General features: G+C 63.3%; 15 protein-coding genes. 2 read left to right on the top strand and 13 right to left on the bottom strand.

Annotation, left to right across the window (positions count from 1 at the left end):
- Positions 1-5: 5 nt before the first annotated feature.
- The 3 genes from OC71_RS15665 to OC71_RS15655 all read right to left on the bottom strand — a co-directional run bounded on the left by OC71_RS15665 (position 6) and on the right by OC71_RS15655 (position 9,952).
- Positions 6-7,319, bottom strand: coding sequence for an Ig-like domain-containing protein (locus OC71_RS15665; protein ID WP_041070963.1), 7,314 nt, complete (start codon positions 7,317-7,319; stop codon positions 6-8).
- Positions 7,320-7,372: 53 nt separating this feature from the next.
- Positions 7,373-8,218 carry a sulfotransferase gene (locus OC71_RS15660; protein WP_041070960.1) on the bottom strand — a complete coding sequence of 282 codons (846 nt, stop codon included), beginning with the start codon at positions 8,216-8,218 and terminating at the stop codon, positions 7,373-7,375.
- Between the two features lie 138 nt (positions 8,219-8,356).
- Positions 8,357-9,952: a glycosyltransferase family 39 protein gene (locus OC71_RS15655; protein ID WP_041070957.1), complete on the bottom strand. Its 1,596-nt coding sequence runs from the start codon at positions 9,950-9,952 to the stop codon at positions 8,357-8,359.
- A gap of 241 nt (positions 9,953-10,193) precedes the next feature.
- Here OC71_RS15655 and OC71_RS15650 point away from each other — a divergent pair, with 241 nt between their 5' ends.
- Positions 10,194-10,781: a phage tail protein gene (locus OC71_RS15650; protein ID WP_041070954.1), complete on the top strand. Its 588-nt coding sequence runs from the start codon at positions 10,194-10,196 to the stop codon at positions 10,779-10,781.
- 56 nt (positions 10,782-10,837) lie between these two features.
- Positions 10,838-11,149: a hypothetical protein gene (locus OC71_RS15645; RefSeq protein ID WP_041070951.1), complete on the top strand. Its 312-nt coding sequence runs from the start codon at positions 10,838-10,840 to the stop codon at positions 11,147-11,149.
- A gap of 9 nt (positions 11,150-11,158) precedes the next feature.
- Here the strand turns inward: OC71_RS15645 and OC71_RS15640 are convergent, their stop codons facing one another.
- From OC71_RS15640 to OC71_RS15595, 10 genes are all read right to left on the bottom strand, one after another.
- Entirely contained in the window at positions 11,159-11,653 is a 495-nt protein-coding gene (locus OC71_RS15640; protein WP_041070948.1) for a GNAT family N-acetyltransferase, read from the bottom strand.
- Positions 11,654-11,664: 11 nt separating this feature from the next.
- Positions 11,665-13,761 carry a biotin/lipoyl-binding protein gene (locus OC71_RS15635; protein ID WP_041070945.1) on the bottom strand — a complete coding sequence of 699 codons (2,097 nt, stop codon included), beginning with the start codon at positions 13,759-13,761 and terminating at the stop codon, positions 11,665-11,667.
- Positions 13,762-15,081 carry an efflux RND transporter periplasmic adaptor subunit gene (locus OC71_RS15630; RefSeq protein WP_041070942.1) on the bottom strand — a complete coding sequence of 440 codons (1,320 nt, stop codon included), beginning with the start codon at positions 15,079-15,081 and terminating at the stop codon, positions 13,762-13,764.
- Positions 15,078-15,857 carry an efflux RND transporter periplasmic adaptor subunit gene (locus OC71_RS15625; protein WP_041070939.1) on the bottom strand — a complete coding sequence of 260 codons (780 nt, stop codon included), beginning with the start codon at positions 15,855-15,857 and terminating at the stop codon, positions 15,078-15,080. The genes OC71_RS15630 and OC71_RS15625 overlap by 4 nt, the downstream gene beginning before the upstream one ends.
- 83 nt (positions 15,858-15,940) lie before the next feature.
- Positions 15,941-17,515 (bottom strand): efflux transporter outer membrane subunit, encoded by a 1,575-nt coding sequence (locus OC71_RS15620; RefSeq protein ID WP_177327916.1) that lies wholly within the window; start codon positions 17,513-17,515, stop codon positions 15,941-15,943.
- Positions 17,512-18,582, bottom strand: coding sequence for an HlyD family secretion protein (locus OC71_RS15615; RefSeq protein WP_041070937.1), 1,071 nt, complete (start codon positions 18,580-18,582; stop codon positions 17,512-17,514). The genes OC71_RS15620 and OC71_RS15615 overlap by 4 nt, the downstream gene beginning before the upstream one ends.
- A 26-nt stretch (positions 18,583-18,608) precedes the next feature.
- Positions 18,609-20,147, bottom strand: coding sequence for an MFS transporter (locus tag OC71_RS15610; protein WP_041070934.1), 1,539 nt, complete (start codon positions 20,145-20,147; stop codon positions 18,609-18,611).
- 189 nt (positions 20,148-20,336) lie between these two features.
- Positions 20,337-21,254, bottom strand: a complete 918-nt coding sequence (locus OC71_RS15605) for a LysR family transcriptional regulator (RefSeq protein WP_041070933.1) — start codon at positions 21,252-21,254, stop codon at positions 20,337-20,339.
- A gap of 193 nt (positions 21,255-21,447) precedes the next feature.
- Complete coding sequence (locus OC71_RS15600) at positions 21,448-22,314, bottom strand: ABC transporter permease (RefSeq protein WP_041070932.1); 867 nt, start codon at positions 22,312-22,314, stop codon at positions 21,448-21,450.
- Between the two features lie 20 nt (positions 22,315-22,334).
- A complete protein-coding gene (locus OC71_RS15595) occupies positions 22,335-23,195 on the bottom strand; it encodes an ABC transporter ATP-binding protein (RefSeq protein WP_041070929.1) in 861 nt (286 codons plus the stop codon).
- Between the last annotated feature and the right edge of the window lie 2 nt (positions 23,196-23,197).

The following is a 23,197-nucleotide window of genomic DNA, read 5'->3' as shown; positions in this document are numbered from 1 at the left end:
TGTTATCAGGCCTGCATTTCGCTGATACCGACCTGTTGCAGAGCCGCCGCCAGGTTGTCGACCCGGTGCTGCTCGCTGTCCTTGATCTGTTGCAGTTGCTGGCCCAGGGTCGGCACGCCGAACACACCGCGCAGGCCCTGGGAAATATCGCCGCCCGTGATCGAATGACGGTCAAAAGCATTCAGCGAATCGCGCTCTGCGGCGCTGTCCTGATGGAACAGGCTCGACAGCGTGCTGCTGCCGAACACCCCGCCATCGCCACCGCCAAACCCGAGGAAGCCATGGCCGGAACCATCGCCGCCGCTGTCGCTGCTGGTGAAAACCTGGGCGATGAAGCTCGGGCTCAGGGCGCCGTGGTTGATGAAAATGTCACCCAGCGGACGGATGCCGTTGCCGATCACCCGTTGTTCGAACAACGGCGCGAAGGTCAGCGGTGAGCCGAGGTCGCCGGTGGGCGGTGTGAAGATGAGCGGTTGCAGCGGAACGTTCGGTGCCGGTGGTGGCACGACGGGGTCACCGCTGCGGAACTCCGGATCCGGCGGCACCACCACCAACGGCGAGGTCGGTGTCACCGGCGGTACGACCACCGGCACCGTATTGATCACGTAGTTCCCGGACTGACTGATCCCGCTGCCGCTGTTGCCCGACAGGTCACTGACCCCGGCCGTGTTGATGCTGATCGCATTACTGGCGCTGTTGACGTTGGCGGTCGGCGTCAGGGTCGCGGTCCAGGTCTTGCCACCGTCGCTGCTGCTCAGGTTGGACAAGGTGCCATTGGCCACGCTGAGGTCCGCCAGCTCGAAACCGCTGACCGCTTCGTTGAAGGTGATGATCACCTGCGAAGTCTGGCCGACACCCAGATTCGGGTTGGCCACCACGACCGTGGCGGTCGGGCGCTCACTGTCGAGGGCGTAGTTGTTCGACACCGCCACCGTGCTGCCGGCATTGCCTGCCAAGTCGGTGACGTTGCCGGTGTCCAGCGCGATGAAGTTGCTCGGGTCGGTCACGTTCGCGGTCGGGGTGAAGGTCGCGGTCCAGGTCTTGCCGCCATCGCTGCTGCTCAGGTTGCTCAGGTCGCCGTTGGTCACGCTCAGGTCGGACAGGTCGAAATTGTTCACCGCCTCGCTGAAGGTGAAGGTCACCGTGGTGGTCTGGCCGATGCCCAGATGCGGATTGGCAACCACGATGTTCACCGTCGGCCGGGTCGCATCGAGGATGTAGTTGTTGGAGATGGCGATGCTCGCCCCAGCATTGCCGGCCAGATCCTGGACGCCGGCGGTGTCGATCAGGATCAGGTTGGTCGCGTCGTTGACGCCGGCTGTCGGGGTGAAAGTCGCCGTCCAGGTGATGCCGCCGTCGCTGCTGGCCAGGTTCGACAGCGCACCATTGGCGACGCTGATGTCCGACAGATCGAAACCGCTCACCGCCTCGCTGAAGGTGATGGTCACGGTGGTGGTTTCGCCGATGCCCAGGCGGTTGTCGGCGACCACGATGGTGGCGGTCGGCAGCGCGGTGTCGATGGCGAAGTTGTTGGAATCGGTGGTGCCAATACCGCTGTTGCCTGAGACGTTGGTCACTCCGGCATTGTTCAGGCTGATCAGGTTGGTCGCGTCAGTGACATTGGCGGTCGGGGTGAAGGTCGCCGTCCAGGTGACACCGCCGTCGCTGCTGCTGACATTGCTCAACGTGCCATTGGCGATGGTCAGGTCGCTGTTGTCGAAACCGCTCACCGCTTCGCTGAAGGTGATGGTCACCAGCGAGGTTTCCCCGGCCTTGAGTGAAGTGTCGGCAACCACGATGGTGGAAGTCGGCACCTGAGTCTGCACCTGATAGTTGGCGGAGTTGGTGGTGCCGGTGCCGGTGTTGCCGGCCAGGTCGGTAATACCGGTGTTGTTCAGGACAATCAGGTTGGTGAGATCGGTGACACCAATGTTCGGCGTGAACGTGGCCGTCCAGGTGATGCCGCCGTCGCTCGACGCGACATTGCTCAAGGTGCCGTTGGCGACGCTCAGGTCGGCATTGTCGAATCCGGTCACGGCCTCGCTGAAGGTGATGGTCACCAACGCGGTTTCACCGGGACGCAGGTCGCTGTCGGCCATGACAATGGTCGCCGTCGGACGCTGACTGTCGACCGCATAGTTGTTGGAATCGGTGGAGCCGCTGCCGGCGTTGCCCGCGAGGTCGGCGATGCCGGTGTTGTCCAGGGTGATCAGGTTGGTAGTGTCGGTGATGCCCGCCGCCGGCGTGAACGTCGCTGTCCAGGTGATGCCGCCATCACTGCTGCTCACTGCGCTCAACGTGCCGTTGGCGATGGTCAGGTCGGCGTTGGTGAAACCGGTCACCGCTTCGCTGAAAGTGATGGTCACCAGGCTGGTCTGGCCGACGCCGAGTGCGGTGTCAGCCACCACGACAGTGGCGGTCGGGCGCTGGGTGTCGATCGAGTAATTGTTGGAATCGGTGGTGCCGCTGCCGGCATTGCCCGACAGGTTCTGTACGCCGGTGTTGTCCAGGGTGATCAGGTTGGTGGCGTCGGTGATGTTGCTGGTCGGCGTGAACGTGGCCGTCCAGGTGATGCCGCCGTCGCTGCTGCTGACTGCCGACAACGTGCCGTTGGCAATCGTCAGGTCGGCGTTGGTGAAACCGCTCACCGCTTCGCTGAAGGTGATAGTCACCAGCGAGGTATCACCGATTTTCAGCGCGTTGTCGGCAATGATGATGGTCGCAGTCGGCAGCACGGTGTCGATGGTGTAGTTCGGCGAGCTGGTGGTGCCGGTCCCGTTGTTGCCGGCCAGGTCGGCGATGCCGGTGTTGTTCAGGACAATCAGGTTGGTCGCATCGTTGACGCCCACGTTCGGCGTGAACGTCGCCGTCCAGGTGATGCCGCCATCGCTCGACGCGACATTGCTCAAGGTGCCGTTGGCGACGCTCAGGTCGGCATTGTCAAAACCGGTCACGGCTTCGCTGAAGGTAATGGTGACCAGCGAGGTTTCTCCGGCACTCAGGCTGCTGTCGGAGAGCACGATGGTGGCGGTCGGGCGCTGGCTGTCGACGGCATAGTTGTTGGAGTCGGTGGTGCCGCTGCCGGCGTTGCCCGCGAGGTCGGCGATGCCGGTGTTGTCCAGGGTGATCACATTGCTGGTGTCGGTAATCCCTGCCGCCGGAGTGAAGGTCGCTGTCCAGGTGATGCCGCCGTCACTGCTGCTCACTGCGCTCAGCGTGCCGTTGGCGATGGTCAGGTCGGCGTTGGTGAAACCGGTCACCGCTTCGCTGAACGTGATGGTCACCAGGCTGGTCTGGCCGACGCCGAGTGCGGTGTCAGCCACCACGATAGTGGCGGTCGGGCGCTGGGTGTCGATCGAGTAATTGTTGGAATCGGTGGTGCCGCTGCCGGCATTGCCCGACAGGTTCTGTACGCCGGTGTTGTCCAGGGTGATCAGGTTGGTGGCGTCGGTGATGTTGGTAGTCGGCGTGAACGTGGCCGTCCAGGTGATGCCGCCGTCGCTGCTGCTGACCGCGCTCAACGTACCGTTGGCGATGGTCAGGTCGGCATTGGTGAAACCGGTCACTGCTTCGCTGAAGGTGATGGTCACCAGCGAGGACTCGCCGACTTTCAGGCTGGGGTCGGACACGATGATGGTCGCGGTCGGCACCACGGTGTCGATGGTGTAATTGTTGGAGTTGGTGGTGCCGCTACCGGCGTTACCCGCGAGGTCCGCGATGCCGGTGTTGGCCAGCGTGATCAGGTTGGTCGCGTCGTTGACGCCCACGTTCGGCGTGAACGTCGCCGTCCAGGTGATGCCGCCATCGCTGCTGCTCACCGCCGTCAGGGTGCCGTTGGCAATCACAATGTCGGCGTTGCTGAAACCGGTCACCGCTTCACTGAAGGTGAAAGTCACCAGCGTCGTTTCGCCGGCCGTGAGGGTGCTGTCGGCAACCACGATGGTGGCGGTCGGGCGCTGGGTGTCGATGGCGTAGTTGTTGGAGTCGGTGGTGCCGCTGCCGGCATTGCCCGCCAGGTCGGCGATACCCGTGTTGTCCAGGGTAATCAGGTTGGTGGTGTCGGTGACGCTGGCACTCGGCGTGAACGTCGCGGTCCAGGTGATGCCGCCGTCGCTGCTGCTCACCGCACTCAGCGTACCGTTGGCGATGGTCAGGTCGGCGTTGGTGAAACCGGTCACCGCTTCGCTGAAGGTGATGGTCACCAGCGAGGTTTCACCGATCCGCAGGTTGTTGTCGGCCACCACGATGGTCGCGGTCGGGCGCACGGTATCGATGGCGTAGTTGTTGGAGTCGGTGGTCCCGCTGCCGGCGTTGCCGTTCAGATCCGCGATGCCGGTGTTGTTCAGGGTGATCAGGTTGGTCGCGTCGGTGATGCTGGCGGTCGGCGTGAAGGTCGCCGTCCAGGTAATGCCGCCGTCGCTGCTGCTGACCGCCGTCAAGGTGCCGTTGGCAATCGTCAGGTCGGCGTTGGTGAAGCCGGTCACGGCTTCGCTGAAGGTAATGGTCACCAGCGAGGTTTCGCCGATTTTCAGCGCGGTGTCTGCGACCACGATGGTCGCGGTGGGACGCGCGGTGTCGATGGCGTAGTTATTGGAATTGGTGGTGCCAGTGCCGGCATTGCCGGCCAGATCGACGACCCCGGTGTTATCCAGGGTGATCAGGTTGGTGGTGTCGGTGATGTTGCTGGTCGGGGTGAGCGTGGCGGTCCAGGTGATGCCGCCGTCACTGCTGCTCAGGCCGCTCAGGCTGCCGTTGGCCACGGTGAGGTCGGCGGTGGTGAAGCCGCTGACCGCTTCGCTGAAGGTGATGGTCACCAGCGAGGTTTCACCGACCGCCAAGTTGGTGTCGGCCACCACAATGGTCGCCGTCGGCCGCACGGTATCGATCACGTAGTTGGCCGAATCCGTCGTGCCGCTGCCGGCGTTGCCAGCGAGGTCGGCGATACCGGTGTTGTCCAGGGTGATCAGGTTGGTGGGGTCGGTGATGCTGGCGGTCGGAGTGAAGGTCCCGGTCCAGGTGATACCGCCGTCACTGCTGCTCACCGCGCTCAGCGTGCCGTTGGCGATGGTCAGGTCGGCGTTGGTGAAACCGGTCACGGCTTCACTGAACGTGAAAGTCACCAGCGAGGTATCGCCGATCTTCAACGCCGTATCGGACATCACGATGGTCACGGTCGGGCGCGCGGTATCGATCGCGTAATTGACGGAGCTGGTGGTGCCGACGCCCGCCACGCCGTCGCTGATCGCGGTCACCCCGGTGTTGTCGAGGGTGATCAGGTTGGTCGCGTCGGTGATGTTGTTGGTCGGAGTGAACGTCGCGGTCCAGGTCAGGCCGCCGTCGCTGCTGCTGACCGCTGTCAGCGTGCCGTTGGCAATGGTCAGGTCGGCGTTGGTGAAACCGCTCACCGCCCGGCTGAAGGTAATGGTCACCAGCGAGGTTTCGCCGATTTTCAACGCCGTGTCGGCCATCACGATGGTCGCGGTCGGTGGCTCAACATAAGCAGTGTTGAGCGTACCGCCGTTGTTGTAGATCGCCGCGAAGGCCAACGGTACAGAGCCCGTCACGCCGCCGCCCAGCTCTGTACCACCGGAGCCGCTGCCAGCCGCGTTACCGCTGATGGCGCTGAAGTTGGCGGCGGTGATCAGGACCGTGCCGCCCTGGTTCCAGATCGCACCGACACCCCGTCCGCCGTCGCCGCCGTTCAGGTTGTTGCTGCCCTGGCCGCTACCGCCGCCGCCACCGCCGCCCGCGCCGATGTTATTGCTGATGACCGAGGTGCCGACGATTTTCAACGTACCGGTCGAGGCGTTGTAAATCCCGCCGGCCGCATTGCCGCCGACGCCGCCAACCTTGTCCCAACCGGAGCCGCCACCGCCGCCGCCGATGGAAATCGTGCCGTTGTTGGCCGTGCCGCCATTGCCGCCGTTGCTGTAATAGGACACACCCACGCCACCGGCACCGCCGACGGTGGAGCCGCCGCGTCCGCCCATGTGCGTGGCGTCGTAGCCTCCGCCATAGCCACCCACGCCACCGCTGCCGGCCTGGCCGCCCAACGTTCCGGTACCCGGTCCGGCCGTACCGCCATGGCCGCCGCCCTGACCACCAAGGCCGCCGCCACCGCCACCACCGCCGCCGTAGTTGGCGGCCGTGACACCACCGCCACCGCCACCACCGGCCGCCGCGTTACCGGTGACCGAAACGTTGTTCAGCGTGAGGATACCGGCGTTGAAAATCCCGCCGCCCATGGCGCCGGTTGCCCCGTAGCCGCCATTGCCGCCGTTGCCAGAGACCAGACCCCGGGTAATCACCAGACCATCGAGGGTCACGGTGCTGCCGGAGGTGATTTCTACCACTCGGGTCTTGTACTGGCCATCGAGGGTGACGTCCGCGACGCCGTCGTTGTTCAGGTCGCCATCGACGGTGATGCTCTTGTTGATCAGCAGCTCAGAGGTGAGCTGTACCGTCATGCTGGTGCCGAAGGTCACGATGTCGCCGTTCTGCGCCGACGCCAGCGCTGCGCGCAGCGATCCGACCCCGGTGTTCGCGTTGTTGGTGGCGGTCCACGTGGCGAGGCCCCACTGATACTCGCTCATCGACAGGGTCGACAGCACGTTGGCGCTCTCGATCTTGCCCGTGGCGATTTCCAGATCCCAGTCGCCGCCCACGCCGGTGCGGTTGTTCGAGGCGGCTACATCGCGGCCGGTCAATTGTGCCAGCGAGTCAACGAAGCTCAGGCCTCGGTCGCCCTCGGCGGTGTAGCAGCCGTAAATGAGGATGTCGCCGCCAACGTTCATGTCCTTGCCGATGTCCGCCAGCAGCGCACTGCGTTGCGCGACGTTGTCCGCCGACAGGTAACTGTTGCCGAGCCACAGGTCACCGGCGTTGCCGTGAGCGATGATCTGCACCGAGCTGACACCCGAATGCTGGTCGAGGTAATCAGCGATCTGCTGCAAGCCGTCCTTGCTGGCATCGAGCTTGACCACCTGCGCGCCGGGAGCAACGCCTTTGAGCAGGCTGTCGGCATCCTTGACCCGGGCATCGACGAACACCACGCTCTGGCCCGGTACGGCGACAGGGCTGGCAGCCGGCGTGGCATCGGCCTGGCCGTGGGTGTCCTTGCTGACCGACGGATGATCGACCGTGGGCGCCTTCGCTGCATCGGCAGTGGGGTGGCTGTCGGGCTGGGCCGCAGCGGTATCGGCCACGGTGGCCGCGACAGCGCCGTCGAACAGCATGCGCGGTTCCAGCGACATGATCAGCGGCGCAGCCAGCGTCCGTTGGCCTTCGGTTACCCGCGACTTTTGCTTGCTCCACCACATGTTGCTCACCCGGACTCGAACAGTTGTAAACGCATCAATGAAAAACGCCGCGATCAACTGATCGCGGCGTCGGACTTCATACGAATCACATTGGCAGCGCTGGCTGAGCCATCGAGCCAAAAGGACAGATCGGCGTATTGCTTGAACAGGTCCGGCGGCAGAATCGTGCGTCGGGACTGCAGGGCGACCTTGGGTTTGACCTTGTGCAGGCCGGCCACACCCAGGGCCTGGTCGAACTCCGGCGCGTCATAGGCCAGGTGTTCGAAATCGTGCTCGAACCAGGGTTCGCCAATGAAGTCGTAGACCAGCCGCAGCACCCGCTCCGGGGCCTGGGTCAACAAGTCGTAATCGACGATCAGCAGCGAATCGGCGTGCTCGCCGTAATAGGCTTCCTTGAGTGCCGCCCAGGCAAAACCGACCAGACGATTGCGCTGGGCCAGGGTTTCGCAGCGGCTGTAGACGGTGTTGCGCTCGACAGCATCGCCGAACAACTTGGTGTTTTCATAAGGATTGGCGCGGTACAACCGTTCCAGGCTGTCCATCACCCAGGCGACGTTGCGCACGCAGGCAATGACTTTGGCTTTGGGGAACAGATCGCTGATGGCCGGCAGGCGCGAACTCCACTGCCGGTTGGTGTCGAACACCACCGGTTTGTCAGCCTTGTCGGCGTAGTAGGCATCGAACAGTCCGCGCAGCAGGCGGCGGCGCATGTCGGTGTCGATCACCGCGCCGAATTCGCTGCCGGCGCTGCATTGTTCAAGGACACCGGAGAACAGCGCGCCGACCGGGCTGGTCATGCCGGCATGAAAGCGCGGGTTCTGCAGAAGAATCGCAGAAAGCAGGGTGGAACCTGAGCGCGGCAAGCCGGAGATAAAGTGGAACTGCTGCAATCCCTTCACCTTACTTTGTAAGTCCTTTTGTCCGACGAGCGTAGTCCAACAATACCCTTTCGACTAGTAGTGTTTTGATATCAAAATAGAGCAAAACGGACTATGAAAGCCCGTTTTAATCGCGAAAAAAATGGTGAAGCGTTTAAGTCATTTCTCCGTCGTTCCGTTATCAGTGGTCAACGAAAAAAGTCGCGCATTTGCGCCACCGGCATGGGTCTGATCACGCAGCTGCCAGGTCGTCGGCAAGGGTCGGAATGGATCAGGCACGTCCACGTCCAGATCGCCGATCAACCAGACGCGAGCACTGCCCTTGGGCAGGTCACCGAGTCGATCCAGATAGACTTCCTCGGACACCAGGGTGCCAAAACCGTAGTGATTCGGGCGCGTCGAACGACCATCGGCGGCGGGTGGGGTATACAGACGCACCTGAGCGTCAGTGCGGTTGTAGTAGACGTAACTGAGGTACCAGAGCATGTCGCTGGTGACGATCCGGTCACCGCTGACGAAATGCCGGTTGATGTAATCGACCATGACGTTGAACTGATCGTGCGGGTCGACCGTGGCGTTGGTGTTCACCCCCACCAACTCAACCCCGACCCATGACACCAGGATCGCCACCGCCAGCACACGAGCGCGGCGGTACAACCGGTCAATGGCCAGCGCCGCCAGCATCGGCAACCCCAGCGCATAGGCTGTCAGGTAACGCTCGATGAACACCGGGCTGATGAAGGACACCGCGAACACCAGCAACAACGGCATACCGGTGTAAAGCGCCAGCAAGACGCTGCCATGGTTCACGCTGCGGTCGCGGGCCACAGCCACGCCCGCCAGCGCCAGCAAGGCCAGCGGTACCCCGCAGAACAGCAACATCGGCAGATGCTCGCCGTCGTCCTGGATCAACCAGAGCCAGATCATCGACGGCAGTGAGGACAGGGTCACCGGATCTTCCCAGCCCACATCGCCACCGACCTTGAGTTCTTCCATGTGTTGCGTCAGATCAAGCAGGTTCGGCAACCACGGCAGGTAGAGCACGACGATGGCCAGATTGGCAAGCCACCAGTCCTTGCGCTGGATATGCCGCAGGCGATAACCCGGCAGCAGGCGAATAAGCCCCAGATACAGCCAATGGCTCAGCGCGGCCAGCACTGCAAAGTAGTGGGTGTACAACGCCGCGCTCATCAGCAATGCATAGATCAGCAGATACCGCCGGCGCTGCGAGCGCCTGACCCAGCAGATCAGCGCCAGTGTGGAACCGATCAAGAGCAAGCCGAGCAGCGAGTACATGCGCACTTCCTGGCTGTAGCGCACCGCCGTCGGCAGCAACGCCAACAGCACCCCGGCAATGATCGCGGCGCGGCGGGTGGCCAGGCGATCGACCAGGCAGACACCCAGCCCGACCGTGGCGATGCCAGCCACGGCGCTGAGGCTGCGAATCGACAGGATGCCTTCACCGAACAACCCGATCCAGCCATGCAGCAGCATGAAATACAACGGCGGATGCACGTCGAACGCCGCGTGCTGCCAAATACCGGTCAGCGAATAGCGCGCCAGCAGCAGGCTTGAGCCTTCGTCGCCCCAGATCGCGGCAGCGGTCAGGTCATAAAAACGCACCACCGTCGCCAACAACAGAATCGGTATCAGCCACTGCTGGCGAGCCCAGCGCCATAGACGCCGGACACCGGCATTCGGTGCGGCAAACGGGTCCTGGGTATCCCCCAGCGGAGTCTCGCGACGCGCTTCCATCAACCTTCCCTTACAGATTTACCGAGTCACAACCAGCATCACTCATTGCGCACACTGTAGGCCAGAGGCGAAGTCGACGCGCGGCCATGACGACGTCCGGCAAGTCCGCTGATCCGGGTCTACGCTACGGCTTGGCGTGACCTGCCCGCGCAAATGCAAGGCGTCAGCACAGCCTGTGTACCTGCCCTGCAACTAGGCTACCGCGCGGCGCGCCGACCACATAACAGAAGGATGAGGAACCATGGAAGTCTTTATGGGTACGATTCAACCGTTCGCCTTCAACTTCGCCCCCAGTGGCTGGGCCTTGTGCAACGGACAAATCCTGAGCATCTCGCAATACCAGGCATTGTTCGCCTTGCTGGGCACCTACTACGGCGGCAACGGCACGACCAATTTTCAGTTGCCCAACCTGCAAGGTCGGGTGCCGGTGGCACAGGGTAACGGACAGGGGCTGACGCCGCGTGTCATCGGTCAGGTGTATGGCACAGAAAACGTAACGGCCACGATCGCCAACATGCCCAACCACACCCACGCGATGACCGGCCTTTCCGCCAACACCGCCCTGCAACTGGCGGTGCCTGCAAGCAATCCGGCGACCGTACCCACCGCCACCAACTCGTACATCGGCGCGTCCGGCGGCGGCCCTGGCTCGGCGAACATCTATTCCGATGCCCAAGGTGCCACACCGGTTCCCATCAAAGGCCTGACCACCACGGTCACCGGGGACATTTCCTCCACGGGCGGCAGTCAGCCGTTATCCATCGTCAACCCCTCTCTGGTCGTCAACTTCAGCGTTGCCCTGAACGGGCTGTTCCCTTCGCGCAACTGAACAAACGTCGGGGGCCTCACGGCCCCCAGCCGTTCTTTTTTCAACGGAGTCAGATCATGCTGCAAGCGGTTCAGATCCAACACGTCCAGCCGTTGCTCGGACAGCAAAGCACGCTGCACCTGCCAGATGGCACGGCATTGCCGATCCACATCGAGTACCTCAACGAAGTCCACGCCGCGAAAACCCGCTACAGCGAGCGCATGCCGTTCTGCCTCGAATTCAACAGCCTGGTGCCGACCGGGTTCGTCGACGGCCTGTGCGCACTGGAGCTGCCGGAACTCGGGCGAGTGGAAGACATTTTCGTGTCACGAGTGCCGGCGATGGGGCGGGATCCGCAACTGGGTTACTTCTGCATGTCCTTCAACTGAAGTCCCGCCTCACTGCGGATACCACACCAGCCGCTCCGCCGCCGGGTTGTGCTCCTCTACCGCAAAGCCCAACGCCAGATAGTGTTGCCGCGCGTGAGGGTTGTTGGCCCAGACCACCGTTGCCACCGGGCAGCGGACCTGCTGCGCGGCCTTTTGCACGCCTTGCAACACCGCGCGGCCGTAACCCTTGCCCCGCGCCTGAGGGATGAAGGCGATGTACAACACGCGGATTTCATTGGGGCCGAAGTCGGTGCTCAGCGCCCCGATGGCCGTGCCAAGTTTTTCCACAACGTAGTGCATGGCGTTGGGATGGTTTTCACCCACGCCCTGTTCCTGCACCTGAAATTGCTGGGCGACCACTTGCTGCACCACTTCCTGCTCGCCGTCGATCCATTGCAGATCCGGGCGCGCCGACTGATAGAGGCGGTGCAAAAACGGCTCGTCGGTGGCCCGCGAAGGTCGCACCACCAATCCGTCTGCCGCCACATCTGCGTTGCTCGCCATGTTCACGCTCCCTAGAAACCGCTTTCCCTGACCCCCAGCGCCGCCAGCCGGCGCCAGGCCACGCCGAGTACCGACTCGCCGCTGCCCTGCAGCACCACCACACCGCGCAATGGTTGAACCGGGGTGGGTGGCTGATCCAGCGTAGTCAATCGCGCGCCATATTGCGCTTGTACAGGCTCGGCTCGTTGCAGTTGATCGCGGCGCACGGCAATCGGCCCGTGATGATCGGAGGTCAGCGCCTCCTGATCGACATAGGCCACGCCATTGGTATCGATTTCATCCAGCTTTACGGCGAGCGCCGGATGCATCGGATCATCGGCGATGAAGCGCCCGGTCGCACCCGGCTGGACTCGCCACAACTCGGCTTCGGCGATATAGCCGCGCAGGCGCGAACCGTCCTCGACCACCCGCGCCAGCGCATCCTTGCTCGACAGCCAGCGCCCCGGCGTCAGGTTTGGCAGCACATCACGCACAGTGCCGGCATGGGGCGCGCGCAGCAGCAGGCGTTCGCGCCGAGCGCTCAGGCCACGGTATTGCGCCACGGCTTCGGCGAGGCGTTGCTCGATGATACTGGCGTCGGCCGCGGTTTCACTGCGACCGGCCTGTCGGCGCATCAGCAATTGCTGGATCTGGATTTCCCGGCGGACGATGGCCTGCTGAGAATCGAGGTCCGGCGATTCCAGTTCGATCAACACATCACCCTGAGCGACCGTCTGCCCGTCCGTGACCTTGACTGTTTTGACCCGTGCCGCCACCGGCGCATGCAACGCACTGGCCCGACCGCCCTCAAGCATCGTTGGCAGTTCCACCGCGCTGCGCCACGGCACGATCAGCACCAGCAGCAGACCAAGCACAGCGAGACTGCTCAGCAGCACACGCGCACCGTGGGCCTGTTCGCGGCGGCTCCACCACTGACGCCACTCATTCATGATCGGCAGAAAGATGAACCACACCAGTTCCACCAGCATGAGGAAGATCCCCAACACTTTGAAAAACAGGTGATAGACCGCCAGCGCGATCCCGAAAAACAACGCCGCACGCCATAACCACGAGCCATACCCCCAGATCAGCAAACGCCGTTGCATCTTCGGCGACCAAGGCTCCGGCGCCGGAGCACCATAGCCGAACAAAAATTCGCGCAACCGCCAGCGACACAGGGCAAAGGCCCGGCCCTGCAGGTTGTCGACCTCCCACAAGTCGCTGAGCAAAAAGTAACCATCGAAACGCATGAACGGGTTGAGATTGACCACCAGCGTGGTGATCCAGGTCGCACTGGCGAGCATGAACGCCGCTGTTCGAGCCGGGCCGTCGGGCAATAGCGACCAGACCAGCAACGCGATGCACGCCAGCAACAACTCCGCCAGCACCCCGCCGGCACCGATCAGCAGCCGCGCACGCCGATCATTGACCCGCCAGGCATCGCTGACATCGGTGTAGAACATCGGCAGGAGCACCATGAACGCCACGCCCATGCTCTGCACCCGACAGCCGGCGCGCTTGGCCATGAATGCGTGGCCAAACTCGTGACAGAGCTTGGCGAAGAACAGCGCCACACCAAACGAGAGCGCCCCACCGAGGCTGAACAGGTGCGGAAAGGTGCCGACAAAGCGCTGCCAGTCCCGCGAAACCAGAAACACCCCGAGCGCCAGCGTTACCGGCAGACCGACGCGCAACAGTCGAGGTCCGAAGCGCTCCAGCCACGGCCACGCGCGATTGAGAAAAGCGTCCGGGCGCCACAATGGAATGCGAAAAAACAGATATTGGTGAAGCAGGATTTTCCACAGGCTCTGCCGTTGCGCGAGGGCCTTGAGCGAGTAACTGGCACGCTGCTGATCGTCGAGGGCGCTGATCAGGTCATGCCCGCGCAGAAATGTCAGCAGTTGCTCCAACTCGACACCGTCCAGCGGCAAGCCCGGTTCGCGGTTGGCGGCGCGCAGCACTTGCTCGGGATCGCCCAGCGACCAGTGGCGCAACAGACGCATCGCCGCCGCACCGAGTTTGAAATACCGACCGCGCACCGGATCGGCCAGGGTCCAGCGCGGTGAACCGTCCAGTGCCGGCGCCGCGGGCGACAGTTGCAGGTCGGCACGCAGGCTCGGCAGATTCATTTACAGGCCCACGCTCTGGCGCAGACCGGCGAGCGGGCGGCGCAGCAGGTACAAGGCCAGCGGCGCGCGGTCGCCGAATATCTTGGCCGTACCGCGCAGGCCGATGCGCGGCGGTGCCTCGGTAAAATTCGCATCCAGTCGATACGCCAGTTGGCCGCCGGCCGTGGGCTGCGCTTCATAGGCCGAACGCTCAAGTCTGGCGGTGTGGCGTTGCAGCGGATCGCTGTCGAGGAACAACGCAATATCGGCGCCCGGTTCCAGCGCAATCGCGTCGCCCACCGCCAGTTCGATGCGCAGTTCGGCCTGATTCGGGTCGGCGATTTCCATCAAGCGCTCGCCGGTCTGCACCGGTCTGCCGGTCAGGCGTTCGGCATCGGCGAACACTGCAATGCCGTCACGCTCGGCGCGCACTTCGCTGCGCGCCAGCAACTCGCGGGCGTAATCGCGCTCGGCGCGTTTTTGCTCGGCGCGGGCGGCGAGCAAATCGACCCTGGCACTGGACTCGGCATCGGCAAATGAACGTTGCGAGTTGGATTTCAGCTCTGCTTCCGCCACGCCCAAGGCACGCTCGGCCACATCGGCCTGGGCCTTGAGGGTGGTGCTTTCAAACCGCAGCAGCAGGTCGCCGGTTTTCACCGGTTGATTGGGCTTGACCAGAAACTCGGCGATCACCCCGTCCAGCGGCGCCGCCACCACGCGCCCGCCCTGCGGCACCACCTCGGCCGGGGCCAGCACTGACTGGCGCACCGGGATCAACAACCCGAGCAACAGCACCGCCACCAGCGCCACCTGACGCTTGCGCGTCCAGCGCAACCGCCACGGTTTGCGCGGCTGCAGCGCCAGCCACGCATGGCTGTAGGTGTCGCCCAGTTGTGACAACAGAACTTGTTCGGAAGGATTCCACGGCACGTCGCGGGCCAGCCACAAACCGCCGAACACCTCTCCCTCGCGGTCGATCAGTGGCAGCCAGAACACCTGAGCGGCAGACAGACTGCGCCAGTCAGCCTGAATCGCTTCGCCCACCCGCTCAGGCGTGATGACCCGCGCAATCTTCAATCCATCCTGCTTGAACAACTGCGCCACCGCCTGCTCGACGAATGCCACAAACGGTGCATTCGGCTCGACCGTACTGACGCCAGTCACCGCCTGTACCTTGCCAGCGATCAGTAATGCCGTATGGCGATACCCGAACAGCGCCTGGCCGTCGTTGACCAGGCTATAGGCCAGTTGCGAGGCATCGCGAGCAGCGCGTGTCTGTCGTTCGAGATCCAGAAACCGCGCAAACACCTGTTCGGCGCCGCCGGCCACCGGGGCGTTCATTTAAGCTCCGCAAAATGCGCCGTGCCGCTCATGCCGGCGAGCAAGCCCTTGGCTTCGGGAAGTGTGGCGACCAGCAACAGGGTCTGACTGCCTTCGTCAATCCGCGCACCGAGTCGTTTGACCGTGGCGTCGATGGGCTGGCCAGTCTCATCGGGAACGAAACTGAAGGTCTGGCCTGGCTTGAGTCTGGCCATCCAGCGTGAGGGCACCAGCAGGTGAATTTCCAGGGTACGGTTGTCGACGACATCGAGCAGTGGCGCGCCGGCCGGCACACTTTCGTAGCGTTGTACCTTGCGCTCGACCACTTGCCCGTCGAACGGTGCAACCACGCTGCAGCGTTTGACCTGAACCTGATAAACCTGAGATTGCGCCTGGGTCTCGCTGACCTTGGCCTCGGCCCGCGCCACTTCGAAACGCCCGACGGAATTGAGCGCCGCCAGTTGCCGATTGTGCGCCAGCTCCTCACCGGCACCGCGACTGGCGGCCTGGGCGGCATTGAGCTGCGCCTGATACGCCGAGCAATCGAACTTCGCCAGCACATCGCCCTTCTTGAACGACTCGCCCTCGCTGAACGGCAACTCGACAATCCGCCCGGACAACTCACTGGCCAGCGTCGCCTGATCCCGAGCGCGCAACACACCCCGCGCCTCACTGCTCGCCGTGGCTGTCACAGGCGCTGCGTTATCCAGCAGCGGATCGTCTGGCCCGGGCGTTTGCGCCTGAACTGCACACGTAACAAAGGTCAATCCGATAACCCAACCGCGCAAACGCTGCATAACCGCTACTCCCTGACGGATGAGCGGAGTCTACGACAGCGGGGAATAGCGTCAAGCGAAAGGCCATCATTCGGGTGTGAGAATCAACGCTGCGCCATCTCCCCCACCGGATACACCGACTCCCATCCCCCACCCAACGCCTTGTATAACCCGACCATCGCCAACGACACACCCGTCGAACTCTCCACCCACTGCTCCTGAGTGGCCAGCAACGCGCCTTGCACGGTAAGGACGTTGACGAAATCGACCACGCCTTCGACGTATTGCTGTTGCGCGGTGCGCAGGGCGATCTGGTTCTGCCGCACGGCTTCGGCGAGGCTGTCGCGGCGGCGTTGGCTGGCGTTGTAGGCGGTCAGTTGATCGTCGATTTCATGCCAGGCGCGCAGCACGGTCTGCTGATAGGCGATGGCCGCTTCCTGTTGCTGGGCTTCGCGCAGTTGCAGCATGCCGCGCAGGCGGCCGCCGTCGAACAGCGGCAGGCTGAATTGCGGGCCGATACCAAAAGCTCGCGAGCCCCAGGAACCGAAATCGCTCAGTTGCATTGCCTGCGAGCCGAGATTGCCGGACAGGGTGATGCGCGGATAGAAGTCGCCTTTGGCCACGCCGATGTTGGCAGTGGCGGCGTGCAGGCGCGCCTCGGCCTGGCGGATGTCCGGTCGGCGTTCGGCCAGTTGCGACGGCAGGCCGATGGCGACTTGCAGCGGTGACTGCGGCACGGCAGCGTCTGTGGATAACTCTTTGGCCAGCGCTTGCGGTGGCTCGCCCATCAACAGACTGATCGCGTTGATCAGTTGCGACTGGCGTTGTTCAAGCGCTGGCAGACGCGATTCGATGGCCGCGACCTGAGCGGCGGCTTCGGCGACGTCCAGATCGGTCGCCACACCGTCGTTCAGGCGCAGTTGCGACAGCTTGAGGCTGTGCCGGGCGACATCGAGGTTCTGCTCGGTGACCGCGCGGGTGTTCTGCACGCCGCGCAGCTGGATGTAGTTCTGTGCGGTGTCGGCGAGGACCGCGAGCAGCACGCCGCGCCGATCGTTTTCGGCGACGTCGAGGGTGGCATCGGCAGCCTCGGTCTCGCGGCGCACGCGGCCCCAGACATCCAGTTCCCACGAGGCGGAGAAACCGGCGTCCCACAGGTTGAAGGCGGAATCGCCGTTGTGCCCGGACGGGTCATTCAGGCCTTCGCCGCTGTTGCGTTTGCGCGCGTAGCTGCCGGTAGCGGCGGTGTTCGGGTAGCGATCCGCGGTGATCACCTGGCGCGCGGCACGGCTTTGTTGCAAGCGGCTGCCGGCCAGTTGCAGATCAAGGTTGCTGTTCATCGCCCGCTGGGTCAGGGCTGAGAGTTGCGGGTCGTGGAAAACCTCCCACCAGCGTTCGTTCAGCGGTTCGCTGACCGCCTGGCTGGGGGCGGACTTGGCGGGTTTGGCCCAGTCGGTGATCTGTGTGGCTTCGGGCTTGTGGAAGTCCGGGCCGACGGTGCAGGCGCTGAGGCCAAGGGTAAGCAAGGCACTTAAGGTGAGTTGCTGCCACGGGCCTCTTCGCTGGCAAGCCAGCTCCCACAGAGAACTCTGTTTGGAGTGAGAATCCCGGCCAGTCTGCACACCCTCTGTGGGAGCTGGCTTGCCAGCGATGGCGCCAGCCGATTCAACAAAAATCATCGCTGAGTCACCTCGCGCTTCGCCGACGCCGAACGGCGAGTGTCGATACTCGCCTCCACCGACATGCCCACCCGCAAACGCTCGGCCATTGGCTGACCCGGCTCAAGCACGATCTTCACCGGAATCCGCTGCACGACTTTGGTGAAGTTGCCCGTGGCGTTATCCGGTTTCACCGCGGCGAATGTCACGCCGGTCGCCGGGGCGATGCTTTCGACGCGACCGTTCAAGGCCTCGCCGCCGAGGCTGTCGACGCGTACCTGTACGTGCTGCCCCGGCTGCACGTCGGTAAGTTGGGTTTCCTGGAAGTTGGCAACCACATACGCCTGCTGCAACGGCACCACCGCCAGCAGCTTGCTGCCCGGCGTGACATAGGCTCCGACGCGCACCGCACGCTCGCCGACCATGCCGTCCTGCGGCGCAGTGATGCGCGTATACGACAGCTCGAAACTGGCAATTTCCAGTGCCGCTTGCGCATGCTTCAGATTCCCTTCGGCGGCATCGCGTTGCGCCGTGAGAATCTCCACCTGCTTGCGTTCAGCCGCGAGCTTCGCGCTGGCCGTATCGAGCCGTGCGCTCGCCTGATCGATGCGCGTACGCGCCTGTTGCGCGTTCTGCACCGTGCCGGCGCCGACGCCAGCGAGGTGGTTGTAGCGATTGAGCTCTTGCTGGGCGAAGGCCATTTCTGCCTTGGCCGAGACCACCGAGGCCTGCGCCTGAGCAATCACCGAGGTCTGCCGCTCCAGCGTCGCCTTGGCGTTTTGCAGCTGAGCCCGGGCGACCAGGGTTTGCGCATCGGCCGCTTCAGCGGCGGCGCGCAAATCGCGATCATCGATCAACGCCAGCAATTGCCCGGCCTTGACCTGCTGGTTGTCTTCCACCAGCACTTCCTTGATGAACCCGGCCACGCGCGGCACCACTAACGTGTAGTCGGCGGAAACGAACGCGTCGTTGGTGTTTTGCTGGGTGCGCTTGCCGAACAGTCCCGGCACCGCCAGGGACAGCAACACGCCGACCGCCAGTGCGGCGGCCACGGCCACCGCGAGTTTTTGCTTTGCTTGAGTCGTCATAAAAACCTTCGGTATCTGTGAAGCAATCAGGTCGGCGCGCGCGGCGGAAAAATCCGCGTCGGCAGCCAGAAAATCAGCAGGATCAGCGCCACCGCGACGCCGGCCATGCACACATAGAGATCAGAGGACGTCAGCACCACGGCCTGTTCGTGCAGGCGATGGGCAAGGCCCGGATCGCTGCGATCGGCCAACGGTGAATTACCGAGGTTGTCGATCAACATGGTCGAGTGAAAATGCAGGCGCGCGGTGGTCAGCGCCTCGATGACGCCGGTGGCGATCACCGCCGCGAGGCCTTTCACCGTGTTGAACCACGCCGAAGCGAACGGGCCGTCCTGCGGCTGGATGCTGCCGGTGGAGAGCATCAACAGCGGCAGCACCGACATCGGCTGACCGAAAATCTGCAACCATTGCAGGACGTAGAAATTGTCGCGGATCCACTCCGAAGTCAGCAGCGACCCGCCCAGACAGGACAGCGTGAGCATGCTCAAACCGATGCCCAGCACCCAGCGACAGTCGACCCAGCGCAGGTTGCACAAAGCCGCCACCAGCGGCAGCGCAATCAACTGCGGCAACGCCGCGATCAACATGATCGGCGCGGTCTGCACCGGGCGATAACCCTGCACCTGCGCGAGATAGCTCGACGGAATCAGCACCACCGCCTGCAATACCACCAGCACCCCGGCCAGGGTCATCAGTGCGAACGCCAGGTTGCGAATTCCGAGCATCTGCAGCTTGAAAAACGGAATCGGCTGCGACCATTCATGGATCAGAAACGCCAGCAGCAACAGCGCGCCGGCGCCGAGCAATGCGCAGATCAGGCTCGACTCGAACCAGTCCAGCCGATTGCCCTGGAGCAAGCCAATCACCAGCATGCAGATCGCCGGAAAACCCAGCAGCAGGCCTTTCCAGTTGAACGTCTTGAGGCGCTCCAGGCGCAGCGGATCCTGCGGAATGCCCCAGGCCACCATCGCCATGGCAATCAGACACGGCACGATGATTTGCCAGAACGTCCATTGCCAGCCGACGTACTCGCTCCACAACCCGGCCAGCGGCGTGCCAAGACCCGGGCCGAACGTCGCCGTCAGCGCATAGCCGGCCAGGCCATAAAGTTTGAAATTGGCCGGCAGAAAGCGCAGGGCGACGGTCATCAGCATCGGCGGCAACGCGCCGCCCGCCAGGCCTTGCAAGGTGCGCATCAGCAGCAGGCTTTCGTAGTTCGGGGCAAACGGGCACAGCACGCCGAGCAGCGTGAACAGGCTGATCGCGCAGAGGGTGAAGCGGCGCAGGGAAAACGTCACCGAGCACCACGGCGCAAACGCCATCGCCGCCACCGAAGTCGCGGCGTAGCAGGACACCAGCCAGGTGCCTTCGTCGTAACCGATGTTCAGCGCACCACGGATGTCGGCCAAAGCGACTTTGGTCACCATCTCGTTGAGGCCCGAGACCAGCACCGCCAGCAGCACGCCGACCAGACCAGTGATGATCCGCGCGCCGAAGACCGGTGGCGTGGCCGCCGTCGCCGGACTGGCCGCAGCGACGGGCGCCGGGACGGTCAGGGATGTCATGAATACACACTCCGGAGGGAAAAATACCGGAGCATTTTAGTAAGGCTTATTGCTGACGAAAATTGACTTATCGGCAGGTTATAAGTGCGTCAGACACAATTGTTTAAAGCAAAAGATCGCAGCCTTCGGCAGCTCCTACGGACTGCGCTTCCCTGTAGGAGCTGCCGAAGGCTGCGATCTTTTGGCCCTTCAGGGCTGCGCGGCCAGCCAGGTTTCGTCGCAACACGCCTTGAGCGTTTCGCGCAGCCAGCGGTGTGCCGGGTCCTTGTCGAAGCGCGGGTGCCAGGCCTGGGTCAGCATCAGCGTCGGCAACGGGATCGGCAGATTGAACGAGCGCAGCTTCAGGCCCAGTCGGCGCACGCTGAGCAACGCTTCCTTGGGCACCGGCAGGATCAGGTCGGAATCGGGCAAGGCAAACATCGCCGCGTGGAAGCTTGGTGCAATCACCGCCACCCGTCGCTCCAGGCCCAAGGCGTTCAACGCAGTGTCGATGGGGCCGCGAGCAATGCCACGGCGCGACATGCTGATATGCGAATAACCGGCATAGCGCTCGGCGGTGATTTCGCCGTCGAGCAGTGGATGATCCTCACGTACCAGACCGACGAAATGCGTGGAAAACAGGTTCTGCACTTTGACTTCCGGGGTCACCGGACGGGTGTTGCTGACACTCAGATCAATCCGTCCTTCACGCAGCGCTTCGTCGTCGCCATCGCCTTCGGGAACGAAGCGCAATTCGCAGTGCGGCGCCTGCTGGTCGAGAGTGTCGAACAGCTTGCCGCCATATACGCCGATGAAAAAGTCGTTGGCGCGGATGCTGAAACGCCGCCGCAAGGTACCCAAATCCACGCTGTCGGCGGAGCGAAACAGCAGCGCCGCCTGCTCGACCACATCGCGCACCTGCTCGCGCAATTCGAGGGCTTTGGGGGTGGGTACCAGGCCACGGCCGGCGCGCACCAGGATCGGATCGCCAATGGCTTCGCGAATACGCGTCAGGGTGCGGCTCATGGCGGCAGGGCTGAGGTTCATCCGCCGCGCGGCGCCAACCACACTGCCCTCGTCGAGCAGAGCGTCGAGGGCGACCAGGAGGTTCATGTCCGGGAGTTGCATGCAGAGCACTCATGGCTGATCTGAATTGATCCAGGTGCAATGCTAGCAAACATCCCTCAAGTTGGCGGCTATAAGCACGCCATCGCTGGCAAGCCGGGTCCCACAGGATTTTCGGCGGTCACAGAATGAGTGAACGCCACAATCCCTGAGGGAGCTGGCTTGCCAGCGATGGGGCCAGCTCAGTCAATACACATCAGCGCTGCATGCCCCAGCGTTTTACAGTGACCCGCTCCAGCGTGTCGAACACCAGATTCTCCACCAGCAACCCGATCAGGATCACCACCGCCAATCCGGCAAACACCTTGTCGGTGTACAGCTCATTGCGGTTCTGGAAGATGTACCAGCCTAACCCGCCCTTGCCGCTGGTGGCGCCGAACACCAGCTCGGCGGCGATCAGCGTGCGCCAGGCAAACGCCCAGCCGATTTTCAACCCGGCGAGGATCGACGGCAGCGCTGCCGGGATCAGGATGAACAGCACAAAACGCATGCCCTTCAGCCCGTAGTTACGCCCGGCCATGCGCAGGGTTTCCGAGACGCCGAGAAAGCCTGCGTAGGTGTTCAACGCCAGCGCCCACAGCACCGAATGCACCAACACGAAAATCAGGCTGTTCTGCCCCAGACCGAACCAGAGCAACGCCAGCGGCAGCAAGGCAATCGCCGGCAGCGGGTTAAACATCGAGGTCAGGGTGCTCAGCAGGTCGCGACCGAACTGGGTCGACACCGCCAGCGTGGTCAGGGCGAATGCCAGGACGATGCCGATCAGGTAACCCTTGATCAGCACCACCAGCGATATCCACACCTTGCCCAGCAGCTCGCCGCTGAGCAGGCCGTCGTACAGCGCATGGCCGGTCTGCAGAAAGCTCGGCAGCAACAGGTCGTTGTTCTGCACCCGGGCGATTACTTCCCAGAGGATCGCCAGCAGAATCAGGATCAGGCTTTTACGCAGCCAGCCCTGTTGCCACAGGCGTTGCGCCAACGGCAATTCGCGCTCAAGCGGCACGCTGGTCAATGGTTCAAGGACGGTTTCAAACTCTTGTCGTACAGACGATGGTTGGCTCATCGGGCAATCCTCCAGAACGCTCAATAAGCGATACGAATGTCGTTGAAGTCATGGTCACGCTCGGTCTCCGGCGACTGGCCTTCATCGAACAGCAAGCGGTGAATGCGCCGTGCCGATTCCTGAAACGCCACGCCGCCGAGGCTTTGCAGATCGTATTGATGGCTGTGCACTTCAGCGCGTACCCGCCCCGGATGTGGCGACAGCAGCAAGATGCGATTGCCGACCACCAGCGCCTCTTCAATCGAGTGGGTGACGAACAGCAAGGTGAAGCGCACTTCTTCCCAGAGCAGCAGCAATTCTTCCTGCATCTTGCGCCGGGTCAGCGCATCCAGCGCGGCGAATGGCTCGTCCATCAGAAGGATTTTCGGCTGCATCGCCAGCGCGCGGGCAATCGCCACCCGCGCCTTCATGCCGCCGGACAAGGTGTGAGGGTAGGCGTCGGCAAACGCCGCCAGTCCGACTTTTTCCAGATAGTGCAGTGCACGTTGTTCGGCGTCTTTTTTGTTCAAGGTTCGTGAGGCCAGCAGCGGAAACATCACGTTCTGTTTCACGGTTTTCCACGGCGGCAGTTGATCGAACTCCTGGAACACCACGATCCGGTCCGGACCGGGTCCCTCGACCCGCTGACCTTGCAGGCGAATCTCGCCTTCGCTCGGTGCGATGAACCCGGCAGCGGCCTTGAGCAAAGTCGACTTGCCGCAGCCGGACGGGCCGAGCAGCACAAAGCGGTCCGCCGGATCGATTTCGAAACTGACCTGATGCGTGGCCCGCACCACCCGTTGCGGGGTGCGGTATTCGAGGCTGACGTTATCCACCGCCAGCAGCGCTTGCGTACTGGCGACCGGGTTGCTGGCCGCGTGGCCTTGCAAAGGGGCATTCATCT

Source organism: Pseudomonas sp. W15Feb9B, assembly GCF_000828175.1.
Taxonomy (GTDB): domain Bacteria; phylum Pseudomonadota; class Gammaproteobacteria; order Pseudomonadales; family Pseudomonadaceae; genus Aquipseudomonas; species Aquipseudomonas parakoreensis.
This window is presented reverse-complemented; position numbering and strand designations above follow the sequence as displayed.

Coding starts and splice junctions, on each gene's coding strand:
- OC71_RS15665 (WP_041070963.1), bottom strand. CDS start 7,319: ATGTGGTGGAGCAAGCAAAAGTCGCGGGTAACCGAAGGCCAACGGACG.
- OC71_RS15645 (WP_041070951.1), top strand. CDS start 10,838: ATGCTGCAAGCGGTTCAGATCCAACACGTCCAGCCGTTGCTCGGACAG.
- OC71_RS15635 (WP_041070945.1), bottom strand. CDS start 13,761: ATGAATCTGCCGAGCCTGCGTGCCGACCTGCAACTGTCGCCCGCGGCG.
- OC71_RS15655 (WP_041070957.1), bottom strand. CDS start 9,952: ATGGAAGCGCGTCGCGAGACTCCGCTGGGGGATACCCAGGACCCGTTT.
- OC71_RS15640 (WP_041070948.1), bottom strand. CDS start 11,653: ATGGCGAGCAACGCAGATGTGGCGGCAGACGGATTGGTGGTGCGACCT.
- OC71_RS15625 (WP_041070939.1), bottom strand. CDS start 15,857: ATGCAGCGTTTGCGCGGTTGGGTTATCGGATTGACCTTTGTTACGTGT.
- OC71_RS15615 (WP_041070937.1), bottom strand. CDS start 18,582: ATGACGACTCAAGCAAAGCAAAAACTCGCGGTGGCCGTGGCCGCCGCA.
- OC71_RS15620 (WP_177327916.1), bottom strand. CDS start 17,515: ATGATTTTTGTTGAATCGGCTGGCGCCATCGCTGGCAAGCCAGCTCCC.
- OC71_RS15595 (WP_041070929.1), bottom strand. CDS start 23,195: ATGAATGCCCCTTTGCAAGGCCACGCGGCCAGCAACCCGGTCGCCAGT.
- OC71_RS15610 (WP_041070934.1), bottom strand. CDS start 20,147: ATGACATCCCTGACCGTCCCGGCGCCCGTCGCTGCGGCCAGTCCGGCG.
- OC71_RS15650 (WP_041070954.1), top strand. CDS start 10,194: ATGGAAGTCTTTATGGGTACGATTCAACCGTTCGCCTTCAACTTCGCC.
- OC71_RS15630 (WP_041070942.1), bottom strand. CDS start 15,081: ATGAACGCCCCGGTGGCCGGCGGCGCCGAACAGGTGTTTGCGCGGTTT.
- OC71_RS15600 (WP_041070932.1), bottom strand. CDS start 22,314: ATGAGCCAACCATCGTCTGTACGACAAGAGTTTGAAACCGTCCTTGAA.
- OC71_RS15605 (WP_041070933.1), bottom strand. CDS start 21,254: ATGCAACTCCCGGACATGAACCTCCTGGTCGCCCTCGACGCTCTGCTC.